We start from the raw sequence: 12630 nt of genomic DNA on the forward strand, positions 1-12630 counted from the left end.
TAGCGACGGCGCCCCGGTGCCCGCGTGCCCAGGTCAGTCAACCCAGTTTGGGAACCGGACGTGCGAGGGTCCGCACAGCCCCGTCGGCCAGAGCCTTCTCGTACGCTTGTCGGGATGCGGTGTCCCTGTCTGCAGCCGACGCACTGGCCGGCACGTAGGCCCCGGGGCAGACTGGGCATGCTGGATTCGACAGGCTGGGCGGTGTACCAGCCGAAGGCGACGATGGCGGCCAGGATGGCCACGGAGGCAAAACGACGACAGGGTGGGTGAAATAACCGGTTGATCACCCATGGGCCCTACGGAGAGGGCCTGCTGCTATGAACAGGGGGCGGCGCTCCAGACCCTGTACTGGTACAGAAGTCGCCCTGGGGGCCGCTCGTTTCATCGGCCTTCCCGACATAGCGCCCGACGCGGTCGCGATGGCCCTGACCACTACCGTCACGGTGATGCCTTCACGGACGGGCAACTCCCGTCTTGACTCTGCGCTACTAGGAACGGCGTGGTCTGCTGGGGGCTGTCCATAATCAACGGCGGATCTGCTGATCAAGGGAGAGACGCCACGTGAGCGAGACGACGACGGAGCAGGAGTCCGTGGGAGGAGTCGGCAGGCGATGCCAGGCCGTCGGCCGCGTCGGACGCATGGCAGTCCCTCCTCCTGCGCGCCGGCCGCTCCTACTCAGCGGAGAGGCAACGCTGAACGAGCTCCCTGTTGTTCTGCGGGACTCCGGGGCGTCCACCTGTCGGGTCGTGTGGGCCATTGAGAAGCGCATGGCAACGGCGTTCTTGCGTAGGGCGGCGCGGAGAGGATGCAGGCAGCTTCCTTCGCGGTCGGCGACGTCTTGCAGGGAGACATGACGTCCAGCTCCTCCACCTGCGGTACCGGGTTCGCGATCGTGGGGGCGTCGTGAGTCGGCGAGAACGACGTGTCCGCGTAACGGAGCGGCAGCGTGCACCAGGAGATTTTGGTGCCCGCCCAGGGGGCCCATTTCGCCAGGTGAGACGGGTTGCCGCTGAACTGCTGTGCACCTTGACTCCGCGAGCGCAGTAGTTTCGGGCCTCAACGGCCCGGCCAGGAAAGAGGGGGCGATGGGTCCACCTGGAGGAGATGGCCTCGCGCTCATTCTCCCCACGGCCCGTTCTGAGCCGACCGGCACACGTAAACACCGGGGTCAGATATGGAATTCACGACTCGTCCCACCCTGCGCGGCACCTTCGGCATGGTGTCCTCCACCCACTGGCTCGCCTCGCAGTCGGCGATGGCCGTCCTGGAGAGCGGCGGCAACGCCTACGACGCGGCCGTGGCGGGCGCCTTCGTGCTGCACGTCGTCGAGCCGCACCTCAACGGCCCGGCCGGCGAGGTGCCGATCCTGCTCGCCCCGGCCGGCGCCGAGGTACGGGTGCTGTGCGGGCAGGGCGTCGCGCCGGCCGGGGCGACCGTCGCGCACTACCAGGGCCTCGGCCTGGACCTCGTCCCCGGCACCGGGCCGCTCGCCGCCGCCGTGCCGGGCGCGTTCGACGCCTGGATGCTGCTGCTGCGCGACCACGGCACCAAGACCCTCGACGACGTCCTGGCGTACGCCATCGGCTACGCCGAGCACGGGCACGCGCCCGTGGAGCGCGTCGGCGAAACCGTCGAGACCGTGCGCGAGCTGTTCGAGACGGAGTGGACCTCGTCGGCGGACGTCTACCTGCCCGGCGGCAAGGCGCCCCGCCCCGGTGAGCTCTTCGCCAACCCCGCGCTCGCCGCCACCTGGAAGCGCCTGCTCGCCGAGACCGCCGGCGCGGGCGGCAGGGAGGCGCGGATCGAGGCCGCCCGTCAGGTGTGGCGCACCGGGTTCATCGCCGACGCCCTCGTCCGCCAGGCGGGGCGCCCGACGAGGGACACCAGCGGGGAACGCCACACCGGCACCCTCACGGCCGCCGACCTCGCCGCCTGGTCCGCGACCTACGAGACACCGGCGACCTACGACTGGAACGGCTGGACCGTGTGCAAACCCGGCCCCTGGAGCCAGGGCCCGGTCCTGCTCCAGCAGCTCGCCCTGCTCCCGCCCGAACTGCCCCCCTACGGTTCGGCCGACTACGTCCACCTGCTGATCGAGAACTGCAAGCTCGCCATGGCCGACCGGGAGGCCTGGTACGGGGACGCCGCCGACGTGCCGCTCGACGACTTGCTGTCCGACGGGTACAACACGGCCCGCCGCGCCCTCGTCGGAGACCGGGCCGAGAACGACCTGCGGCCCGGCAGCCCCGGCGGCCGCACCCCGCGCCTGTCCGCGCACGCGCACGTGGCGGCCGCCGCCCAGGAGGGCTTCGACGCCCTGGGCGCCGGTGAACCGACCGTCGCCAAGAGCCCGGCGTCCCCCGTGCCGGGCGAGCCGGAGACCCTCGCCGACGGGACCACCCTCGGCGACACCTGCCACCTCGACGTCGTCGACCGCTGGGGCAACATGGTCTCGGCCACGCCCAGCGGCGGCTGGCTCCAGTCCAACCCCGTCGTGCCCGAACTCGGCTTCCCGCTCGGCACCCGGCTCCAGATGGCCTGGCTGGAGGAGGGCCTGCCGGGCTCCCTCACCCCCGGCCGCCGCCCCCGCACCACGCTGACGCCCTCGATCGCCCTGCGCGACGGCGTACCCGTCATGGCGTTCGGCACGCCCGGCGGGGACCAGCAGGACCAGTGGCAGCTGCACTTCTTCCTCGCCGTCGCCCTGCGCGCCCAGGTGCGCGGCGGCCCCGACCTCCAGGGCGCGATCGACGCCCCGAACTGGCACAACGACAGCTTCCCCGGCTCCTTCTACCCGCGCGGCATGCGCCCGGGCAGCGTGACCGTGGAGTCCCGCACCGACCCGGCCGTCATCGGGGAGCTGAGGCGGCGCGGCCACGACGTGACCGTGGGCGGCCCCTGGTCGGAGGGCAGGCTGTGCGCGGTCGCGCGGGACCCGGAGACGGGCGTGCTGTCGGCGGCGGCGAACCCGCGCGGGATGCAGGGATACGCGGTGGGCCGGTGAACCGCTGTTCATCACGATGCCACCCCCATTCCACCCGGCGGGCGGGCCGTGTCAGTGGCACGTGTTGTCATGGAGGGGTGAACGACAGCAACGAAACCATCGAAGAGTTTCTCGCAGAGCAGGCCTCCGACGTCGAAGAGGCGATCCGCAAGGCGGCCGCCACCGAGATCATGCCGCGCTGGCGCCAGCTCGCCGCGCACGAGGTCGACCAGAAGAGCGGGCCGCACGACCTGGTGACCGACGCCGACCGCATGGCCGAGCTGTACCTGACCGCGGCCCTGGCCGACCTGCTGCCCGGCTCGGTCGTCGTCGGCGAGGAGGCGGTCCACGCCAACCCGGCGTCCTACGAGGCGATACGCGGCGACGCCCCGGTCTGGATCGTCGACCCGGTCGACGGGACACGCCAGTTCGTGCGCGGCGAGGCCGGATTCTGCACCCTGGTCGCGCTCGCCCACCGGGGCACCCTGCTCGCGTCCTGGACGTACGCGCCCGCCCGCGACCGGCTCGCCACCGCCCAGCGGGGCAAGGGCGCCCACCTCGACGGGGAGCGGCTGTTCGCCGGAGTGCCGGAGCCCGGCCGGGACCTGCGCGTGGCCACCTCCCACCCCGACTACACGACGGACGAGGAGAAGCACGCCCTGCTCGGCCTGCGCGCCGACGGTGTGGCACCGCGCCCGTGCGGCTCGGCCGGACTGGAGTATCTCGCCATCGCCCGCGGCGAGTCGGACGCGGTGGCGTTCTCCTGGGAGGCGGCCTGGGATCACGCGGCCGGTCTGCTCCTGGTCGAGGAGGCGGGCGGCGCCCACCTGACCCTCGCGGGCGAGCCGTTCCGCATCTCCGGCGGCAACGCCCTGCCCTTCACCGCGGCCCGCGACGCCGCCACGGCCCGCCGGGTGGTGGGCCTGCTGTCGGGCGGCGTATGAGCGGCAGAACCCGTTGCGTGCCGCACACAGGTGATGACCCAACGTGCGCATCGGAAGGTTTCAGCCGCCGCAAAGCGGCCTTCCGCACCGGAAATCACCGGCCGCCGGTGACTGTCAGTCTCCGGGCATATCCTGATCCTCAGTGGCCATCGGCTGACGAAGGGGTCCGAAGGTGCCGTCGATGCTCGATGTCGTCGTAGTGGGTGCGGGGCCGAACGGACTGACCGCGGCCGTGGAGCTGGCCCGCCGCGGTTTCTCCGTCGCCGTTTTCGAGGCCCGGAGCACCGTGGGCGGCGGAGCCCGCACCGAGGAGCTCACCCTCCCCGGCTTCCGGCACGACCCGTGCTCCGCGGCCCACCCGCTCGCCATCAACTCACCGGCGTTCCGCGCCCTGCCGCTCGAGCGGTACGGCCTGGAGTGGCTGCACGCCGAGCTGCCCATGGCGCATCCCTTCCCGGACGGCACGGCGGCCGTCCTGGCCCGGACGATCGGCGAGACGGCCGCCTCCTTCGGCCCGCGCGACGCCGGTGCGTACCGCAGGCTCATCAAGCCCTTCCTGCCCAAGTGGGACACCCTCGCCCGGGACTTCATGTCGCTGCCGCTGACCGCGCTGCCCCGCGACCCGGTGACCCTCGCCCGCTTCGGCCTGGCCGGGCTGCCCCCGTCGACGCTGCTGATGCGGCGCTTCCGCGACGAACCGGCCAAGGCCCTGTTCTCCGGGCTCGTCGCCCACGTCATGGCACCGCTCGGCGGCTTCGCCACCGGCGCCATCGGCCTGGTCTTCGCCCTCGCGGCGCACGCCCGCGGCTGGCCCGTCGCCCGCGGCGGCTCCCAGTCCCTCTCCGACGCCCTCACCGCCTACCTGCGCGACCTCGGCGGCAGCGTCCACACCGACTACGAGGTCAAACGCCTCGACGACCTGCCGCCGGCCCGGGCGTACGTCTTCGACACCTCGCCCACCGCCCTGGCCCGCATCGCCGGCTTCGGCAACCACTACGCCGGCTACCGCTACGGACCGGGCGTCTTCAAGGTCGACTACGCGCTGGACGGCCCCGTGCCCTGGACCGCGAAGGAGGCCCGCGCCGCCGGCACGGTGCAGGTCGGCGCGAGCAGCGCGGAGATCGGCGCGGCCCTGCGCGCGGTGTCCCGGGAGGGCCGGGCCCCCGACAAGCCGTTCCTCATCACGGTCCAGCCGAGCGTCGTCGACCCCACCCGGGCCCCGGCGGGCAAGCACGTCTTCTGGGCCTACGGCCACGTCCCGCACGGCTGGACCGGCGACCTCACCGACACCATCGAGCGCCAACTGGAGCGCTTCGCCCCGGGGTTCCGCGACCGCGTCCTGGCGCGCGCCACGGCGGGCCCGCCCGAACTCGCCGCCCGCAACGCCAACTACATCGGCGGGGACATCGCCTCCGGCGCGGTCTCCGGCCTCCAGCTCCTGCTGCGCCCGAAGCCCACCCTGTTCCCGTACCGCACCCCGCATCCGGCCGTGTTCATCTGCTCGTCGGCGACCCCGCCGGGCCCCGGAGTGCACGGCATGTCGGGGCACAACGCGGCGAAGGCCGTATGGAAGCGACTGAGGCAGACATGACGACCATCGAACTGGTCCGGGGCGACATCACCCGCCAGAGCATCGACGCGATCGTCAACGCGGCCAACTCCTCACTGCTGGGCGGGGGAGGCGTCGACGGAGCGATCCACCGCCGCGGCGGCCCCGCGATCCTCGAGGACTGCCGCCGGCTCCGCGCGGCGCACCTCGGCAAGGGCCTGCCCACGGGCCAGGCCGTCGCCACCACCGCGGGCGACCTGGACGCCCGCTGGGTCATCCACACGGTCGGCCCGGTGTTCAGCGCGAGCGAGGACCGCTCCGGCCTCCTCGCCTCCTGCTACCGCGAGTCGCTCCGTGTCGCCGGCGAACTCGGCGCCCGTACCGTCGCGTTCCCCGCGATCTCCACGGGCGTCTACGGCTGGCCGATGGACGACGGCGCCCGCATCGCGGTCGAGACCGTGCGGGCAGCGGACACGGCGGTCGAGGAGGTCAGGTTCGTCCTCTTCGACGAGCGGGCGTACGAGGCGTTCGCCGCGCGACTCGGCTGACGCGGCGGCGGGCTCAGACGGGCTCCGGCTCGAAATGCCGCAGCAGGTCCCGGCCTGGCTGGACGACGCCGTAGCTGCTCTCCGGTACGGCGTTCCACACGCCGGGGAGATCGCCCAGCGGCTCCGACACGACCAGCCGCGTCTCGTCGGAGACGTGGTTCAGGAACCCCAGGTCGGGGTGGAGGGCACGTATGTCCTCCACCCGGCTGCTGAAGTACAGCGACCGCGATTTTCCCGCGCTGGAGTAGCGGAAGAACCACACCCGCTCCCCGTCGGTCGCCGCGACCGTCATCTGCAGCGGCTGCGGCACTCCGTGCTCGCGGCCCAGCCGCTCGATGAGCCCCGTCATCCGGGCCACCGCACCCGGCGGATCGCCGTCCAGCCCGAGGGTGAGCGCCACGTGGAACATCACCTCGGAGTCCGTCGTGCCCTCCAGCGACGGGAACAGCCCCGGGTCCACGGCCAGCATGAGATCCCGGCGCAGTTCGCGGAACCCGTCGATCGCCCCGTTGTGCATCCACATCCACCGCCCGTGGCGGAACGGATGGCAGTTCGTCTGCTGCACGGCCGAGCCGGTGGAGGCGCGTACATGCGCGAAGAACAGCGGCGAGCGGACGTGGTCGGCGATCTCCCGCAGGTTGCGGTTGCTCCAGGCCGGGCCGGTGTCGCGGATGACGGCGGGGGTGCGCAGGTGCCACGCGTACCAGCCGACGCCGAAGCCGTCGCCGTTGGTGGTCTCGACCCCCATCCGCGCGTGCAGGCTCTGGTCGATCAGCGAGTGCTCGGGGCGGTAGAGGACGTCGTCGAGCAGCACGGGAGTGCCCGAGTAGGCGAGCCAGCGGCACATGGCCGATACCCCTGTTCCGAGCCGCCCGGGCCGGGCCCGCGCGGCTCCGTAGCCGGTGTACGTGGACTTCAGGGAACCCCGTTCGCGCCCGGGTCGCATCGCCCGCCGCGGGTGGTTGCGGGGCCGTGGCCGGGCCTGCGCGGGTGAGTGAACGCCGAGATCCTGATCGAGACGAGCGTCGCTCGCGACCGGACGGACGGCGGACGACGGTGGGGTCCGTGGCCGTGACGGAGGAGACCGACGCGGAGCCCGAGGACGTCGATCCCACGAGTGATCCGCTCCTGAGCACCCGCGCGCGCCCAGCCGGAGCGGCCCGGCCCCTTCGTGCGTCGGGTGCGCCTGGTCCGCCACCTCGACCGGGCCCTCGCGACACCGCTGACGATGGCCGACGGCGCGCGGACCGGCCGAGCATCAACCGCAAGCTCGCGGTGAGCCGGCGCCGCGACGCGGTCCGCCGCGCCCGCCCCATGAAGCCCCTGTGAGCCGCGCCGCGAGGTTCACCTGCGCAGGGTGAGGGCGGACGGCCCGCCGGAGCGGACCATGGCAGGACGAGGGCGCACCCCGCCCGCCCCAGGCCGCCCGGGGGAGAAGCAGCACATGCGCTACGAGATCCGCGTCGCCGGACAGATGTCGGAGACACTGGCCAAGGTCTTCCCGGAGCTGGAGCACGTGGTGATGGCCGGGCAGACGGTCCTGTTCGGCCCGGTCACCGACGAGGCCCACCTGTACGGGCTGCTGACCCGATTCCGGTCGCTGGGACTCAGGGTCGTGGAGATGCGCCGGCTGCCGGAGTGATCACTCCGTCGCCGCGTGGAGCCGGCCCGAGCGGACCGCCGCGCCCAGCGCCTCGAAGTCCCGCTCGTTCTGGTCGGCGTACGCCTGGGCGAACACGGTGAGCGCGCGGTCGAATCGGTCGCCGCCGCCCAGGTAGGCCGCGAGGGCGATGGGGTCGCCGGAGCGGGCGTGGGCCCGCGCCAGGCTCGCCCCGCACAGCCGCCCGAACAGCCGGAGCAGACCGGGGTCCATGGTCTCCGGCCGGGCGACGCCCTTCCAGTCCCGCAACTGCCGTACGTAGAAGTCCCGCTCCTGCCCGTCGAGGCCCACCGCGTGCGTCCACCCCAGCAGGATGTCGCTGGTCGTCTGGATCAGCCGCTGTCCCGCCACCACGCGCCGGCCCTGGTTGTCGTAGCGGTCGCCGCCGGAGTGGGCGGCGAGCACCGACTCCTGTGCCTCCTTGGCCTGGAGCAGCAGCGGATCGTCGTCGTCCCGCCCGAGCAGCAGCACGATCCAGCAGCGGGTGCCGACACTGCCGACCCCCACCACCTTGCGGGCGATGTCCACCAGGCGGTAGCGGCGCAGCAGATGCCGGCGCTCGGACGACAGGGTCCGGGCGTACCCCTCCAGGACGGCGCGCAGCTCCCTCTCCCGCCCCCGCTGCGAGGAGTCGTCCATCAGGTCCCGCAGCGGGGTGATCAGCGGCGGGTCCGGTGTGATCCGCCGCCCCTCGGCCGTGGCCCGGGTGAGCTTCGCGTAGGCCTGCATGTGGGTCCGGGCCCGGGCGCTCGCCGTGGCCTTCCCGGTGCGGCGCCGGGCCTCCTTGGACATCGACGCGGCCATCAGCTCCCGCATGTGGTCGGCGTCGTCCTGGGCGTACCAGATGTCCAGGTTGCGCATCCCGGCGAACTCCCGCATCCGCCGCCGGTAGGCCCGGACACAGGTCTCCACCGCGCTGTTCTGCTCCGCCGCCGAGAAGCCGTTGGCGCGGCCCGCGATGGCGAAGCTGGCCGCGAGCCGTTTGACGTCCCACTCGAACGGCCCGGCCAGGGTCTCGTCGAAGTCGTTGATGTCGAAGACCAGATGGCGCTCCGGCGAGGCCAGCAGCCGGAAGTTCAGCAGATGGGCGTCCCCGCACAGCTGCACCCGCAGCCCGGTGTCCGTGGTCGCCCCGAGGTCCGCCGCCATGATCGCCGCCGCGCCGCGGTAGAAGCGGAACGGGGACTCCAGCATGCGGCCGTAGCGCAGCGGCACCAACTCCGGTACGCGGGTGGCCGACTGGCGCTCCACCACCTCGACCGGGTCGAAACGGTCCGGTCCCGCCTCGAATCCGGCGTGGGACGACCGCGGCACGCGCCGCCGCGCGGCCCGGCCCGCGGCCGCCCGCTCTGCCGGTGACATGAAGGTCGTGAAGGGGCTCGGTACGGTCATGGCTCAGTTCTCCGGCCGCGAGGGGGAGTCCGAGGGCTCCCGGCCCTGCCGGCGCAGTCCCGCCTGCACCGCGCCGGCGAGGATCCGTGCCGCCACGCCCACCAGCAGCAGTCCGCCCGCCATCTGAATCATCGTCAGCACCCGTCCGGTCTGGGAACGGGCCGTGATGTCGCCGTAGCCGACGGTGGCGAACGTCGTGAGCGTGAAGTACAGGGAGTCCGTCTTGGTCAACGGCTCGCTGAACGAGCCCGGGGTCGTGTGTTCCAGCAGGAAGTAGGCGCCCGCAAAGAGCAGCAGGAACAGCGCCAGTGTCGTGGCCAGGGCCTCGACGGCCTTCAGCCGGGGGTAGGGCGAGGTCACGATGGCCCGCACCTCCCACCAGAAGACCACGACCACCAGCAGCAGACCGCAGGCCAGCACTACCGAATCGCCGCTCGTGATGCGCCCGTCGAGGGGCAGCACGTAGTAGACCGTGACGAGCCCGGCCGCGATGAGCGCGGAGCGCGCGAGGGCCGAGACCGCCGCACGCCGGCGTCCCGGCCGCCGCCGGTACGGCACCTCTGCTGGATCGTCCATCGCGCGTCTCTCGGTCTCGGTCCTGCCTCCGGCACTGGGGCGCCCCACAAGGCCTGCCCCACCACTTCAGCGCGCCGGCGCCTCATGCGGATCACCCGCCGCGGGTGAGGCAGCCTGCCCGGGCCCCGGGCAGGCTGGGGTCGACGGGGACCGCCGCCGGGCGTGCACCGGGGACGGAGGACTGGTTCCCGGGGGGTGTGCGCGTCTGTGTCCTCGCTCGCGGCCGGACCGGGGCCGCCGGGATGCGGCCCTCTCGCAGGGCTGTCCGGGATCCGCTCCCGCGGCGCCCTACGGAACCCGGTCCCCCCACCTCCGGTCGCCGACCGCGCCGGACGCAGCAGAATCGAGGAGCAGGATGACCGCCACACACCCTACGCACGGGCACTCGACGGCGAAGCGAGGCTGGGCCACCGGCATGATGGTCTTCGCGGCAGTCATGCTCATGATCACCGGGATCCTGGCCGTCATGCGCGGCATCGCGGCGATCGCCGAGGACGACGTCTTCGTCACGACTCGCAACTACGTCTTCGCGTTCGACCTCACCGGCTGGGGCTGGATCCACCTCATGCTTGGCGTGGTCGCCGTGCTGGTCAGCATGGGGCTGTTCCAGGGGTCCGGCTGGGCGCGCGTCGTCGGCGTGGGCATCGCCGGACTCGTCATCATCGCCAACTTCGCCTCCCTGCCCGCCTATCCGGTCTGGTCCGTGGTGATGATCGCGATGTCCGGGTTCATCATCTGGGCCCTGTGCACCCCACGCAAGGGTGACGCCTGACCCGTCCGGCCGTGCATGGCCCAGTTGTGCCCTGTCCCGCTCCAACTCGCCCGAACGGGCCAGGAGTTGCGGACCGGGCACTCAGGCGCGGGCGCGTACCAGCAGCAGGGCCACGTCGTCGTCGGGCTCGGGGCTCAGCGCGCTCAGGAGGCTGTCGCTGGCGCGTTGCAGGCTGGGCCCCGCGTTCTGGAGCAGGCGGGTCAGCGTGCTGAGGCCGGTGTCGATCGGCTCGGCGCGGTTCTCGACGAGCCCGTCCGTGTACAGGGCGAGCAGGGAGCCCGGGGTGAATTCCACCTCCACCGTGCCGAATTCCACGCCGCCGACCCCGAGCGGGACACCGCCCGGCACGTCGACGAGCTTCACACTGCCGTCCGCCCCGGCGAGCACCGGTGGCAGATGCCCGGCGCTGGACAGCTCGCAGGTGCCGCGCTTCAGGTCGCACACCGCGTACACGCACGTGGCGATCGCATCGCCGAGCGAGCCGGCGATGTCGTCGAGGTGCCGCAGCAGCTCGGCGGGCGGCAGGTCCAGCCGGGCCAGCGCCCGTGTCGCCGTGCTCAGCTGCCCCATGATCGCCGCGGCCTGGACGCCCTTGCCCATGACGTCCCCGACGACCAGCCCGGTGCGTCCCGGGCCCAGCGGCAGGACGTCGTACCAGTCGCCCCCGACCTCGCTGAGGGCCGGACGGTAGCGGGCGGCGATGTCCAGCCCCTCCCGCTCGGCGGGCGTGCTCGGGAGCAGGCTGCGCTGCAGGGTCAGGGCGGTGCCGCGTTCGCGGCCGTAGAGGCGGGCGTTGTCTATGCAGATCGCGGCGCGGGCGGCGAGTTCCGAGGCGAGCACCTGGTCCCGGTCGTCGAAGGGGCGCTCGCTGACCGTGCGGTACAGCGAGAGCGTGCCGAGCACCTTGCCCCGGGCCATCAGAGGCAGCGCCAGGTAGGAGTGGGCGCCGGCCTCGTGCAGGGCCTGGGCGGCCCGTGAGTCCCGGGCCAGACGCCGCATCATCTTGCCGTCCACGCGCTCGACCAGGACCGGGCGGGCGCTGCGCACGCACTGCGTGATGATCCGCGACGAGCCGTACGTGGCCAGTTCGCCCACCGGGTCGGCGGCGTGGATGGCGTCGGTGGGGTAGCCGGCGGCGACGGCCAGCGCCCGGAACTCGGCCGGGGCGCCGCCCGACACGGGCGTGATGGTGCCGCTGGCCACGACCGACTCCAGGACGTCCACGGCGGCCAGGTCCGCGAGATGCGGCACGACCACGTCGGCCAGCTCCCGGGCGGTCTGCTGGAGGTCCAGCGTGGTGCCGATCTTCATCCCCGCGTCGGCGATCACCGACAGGTGCTGGCGCGCCTGCGCGACCTCGGCCGCGGCCTGCTGGCGCTCGGTGACGTCCAGCACGGCCATCGCGAGTCCGAGCACCCGGCCGTCGGTGTCCTCGATGCGGTGGTACGACTCCGAGTAGGCGCGGTCGTGTGCGTCCGCCGCCGTACGCCCGACGGTCTGCTGGTCGAGCAGGGGTCTGCCGGTCTCCAGGACGTGCCGCATCCGCTCCTCGATGGCCTCCACGTCCAGGTCCGGCAGCACCTCCCCGACCCGGCGCCCCAGCACGGCCTCCTCGGGCACGCCGTTGATCCGCTCCAGCGCGGGGTTGACCCCGACCCAGCGCAGGTCGTTGTCGAAGATCGCGATACCGAGCGGGGTCTGGTTGACGAGGCTGTGCGAGAGGGCGAGGTCGCGTTCCACCTTCCGTACGGTCGTCGCGTCCGTGGCGAGTCCCAGCAGGTGGGGCTGCCCCTCGGGGTCGAGGAGACGCATCGTACGGAACTCCACGGCCCGTTCGGTGCCGTCGCGGTGCCGCAGCGGGAAGACACCGGCCCAGCGGGCGCCCGTGCTGACCTGGGCGAACAGCTCCCTGCCACGGGGCCGGTTCTCGGGGGAGACCAGGAGGGTGTCGGCACGCTGCCGCAGGGCCTCCTCCGCGGTCCAGCCGAGCAGCTGCTCGATCTCGGGGCTCCACAGCGCGATGTGCCCGCCCGCGTCCAGGACCACGGCCGCGACCTTCAGCAGATCCAGCAGCCCACCGGGCGCGGCCGCGACGGCCTCGCGGTCCGAGGTCGCATACCCGTTCATGCGAGCCGCTCCTTCCGGCGCGGCAAAGGTACCGCCATGATCTGTTGCGCAGGCTGTCCGATGAGGTCACATTACGGT

Annotated in this window: 10 protein-coding genes; 6 read left to right on the plus strand and 4 right to left on the minus strand. The window is 72.8% G+C overall.

The features are described 5' to 3' along the window. Positions 1–1175: 1175 nt before the first annotated feature. The 4 genes from G3I77_RS32520 (at position 1176) to G3I77_RS32535 (ending at position 6025) form a co-directional block, all read left to right on the plus strand. Complete coding sequence (locus tag G3I77_RS32520) at positions 1176–3005, plus strand: gamma-glutamyltransferase family protein (protein ID WP_248509410.1); 1830 nt, start codon at positions 1176–1178, stop codon at positions 3003–3005. A gap of 77 nt (positions 3006–3082) precedes the next feature. Then, on the plus strand, positions 3083–3928 hold the full coding sequence (locus G3I77_RS32525; RefSeq protein ID WP_248509411.1) for an inositol monophosphatase family protein: 846 nt from the start codon (positions 3083–3085) through the stop codon (positions 3926–3928). Between the two features lie 181 nt (positions 3929–4109). Next, the gene (locus G3I77_RS32530; RefSeq protein ID WP_248509412.1) at positions 4110–5519 is read left to right on the plus strand and encodes an NAD(P)/FAD-dependent oxidoreductase; all 1410 of its coding nucleotides are present in this window, start codon (positions 4110–4112) and stop codon (positions 5517–5519) included. Then, a complete protein-coding gene (locus tag G3I77_RS32535) occupies positions 5516–6025 on the plus strand; it encodes an O-acetyl-ADP-ribose deacetylase (RefSeq protein ID WP_248509413.1) in 510 nt (169 codons plus the stop codon). The genes G3I77_RS32530 and G3I77_RS32535 overlap by 4 nt, the downstream gene beginning before the upstream one ends. A gap of 13 nt (positions 6026–6038) precedes the next feature. Here G3I77_RS32535 and G3I77_RS32540 read toward each other — a convergent pair whose 3' ends face one another. Beyond that, positions 6039–6872 carry a class II glutamine amidotransferase gene (locus G3I77_RS32540; RefSeq protein ID WP_248509414.1) on the minus strand — a complete coding sequence of 278 codons (834 nt, stop codon included), beginning with the start codon at positions 6870–6872 and terminating at the stop codon, positions 6039–6041. 597 nt (positions 6873–7469) lie between these two features. Between G3I77_RS32540 and G3I77_RS32545 the strand changes: the two genes are divergently transcribed. Beyond that, positions 7470–7667 (plus strand): hypothetical protein, encoded by a 198-nt coding sequence (locus G3I77_RS32545; protein WP_248509583.1) that lies wholly within the window; start codon positions 7470–7472, stop codon positions 7665–7667. On the opposite strand, the gene G3I77_RS32550 is transcribed toward G3I77_RS32545, so the two are convergent. Further along, positions 7668–9077 (minus strand): DUF2252 domain-containing protein, encoded by a 1410-nt coding sequence (locus G3I77_RS32550; RefSeq protein ID WP_248509415.1) that lies wholly within the window; start codon positions 9075–9077, stop codon positions 7668–7670. A 3-nt stretch (positions 9078–9080) separates the two neighbouring features. Further along, positions 9081–9653, minus strand: coding sequence for a potassium channel family protein (locus G3I77_RS32555; RefSeq protein ID WP_248509417.1), 573 nt, complete (start codon positions 9651–9653; stop codon positions 9081–9083). A gap of 355 nt (positions 9654–10008) precedes the next feature. On the opposite strand from G3I77_RS32555, the gene G3I77_RS32560 reads away from it, so the two are divergent. Beyond that, entirely contained in the window at positions 10009–10425 is a 417-nt protein-coding gene (locus G3I77_RS32560) for a hypothetical protein (protein WP_248509418.1), read from the plus strand. An 81-nt stretch (positions 10426–10506) separates the two neighbouring features. Here the strand turns inward: G3I77_RS32560 and G3I77_RS32565 are convergent, their stop codons facing one another. Further along, on the minus strand, positions 10507–12552 hold the full coding sequence (locus G3I77_RS32565; protein WP_248509419.1) for a SpoIIE family protein phosphatase: 2046 nt from the start codon (positions 12550–12552) through the stop codon (positions 10507–10509). Between the last annotated feature and the right edge of the window lie 78 nt (positions 12553–12630).

The sequence above is a fragment of the Streptomyces sp. D2-8 genome (assembly GCF_023184515.1).
Taxonomy (GTDB): domain Bacteria; phylum Actinomycetota; class Actinomycetes; order Streptomycetales; family Streptomycetaceae; genus Streptomyces.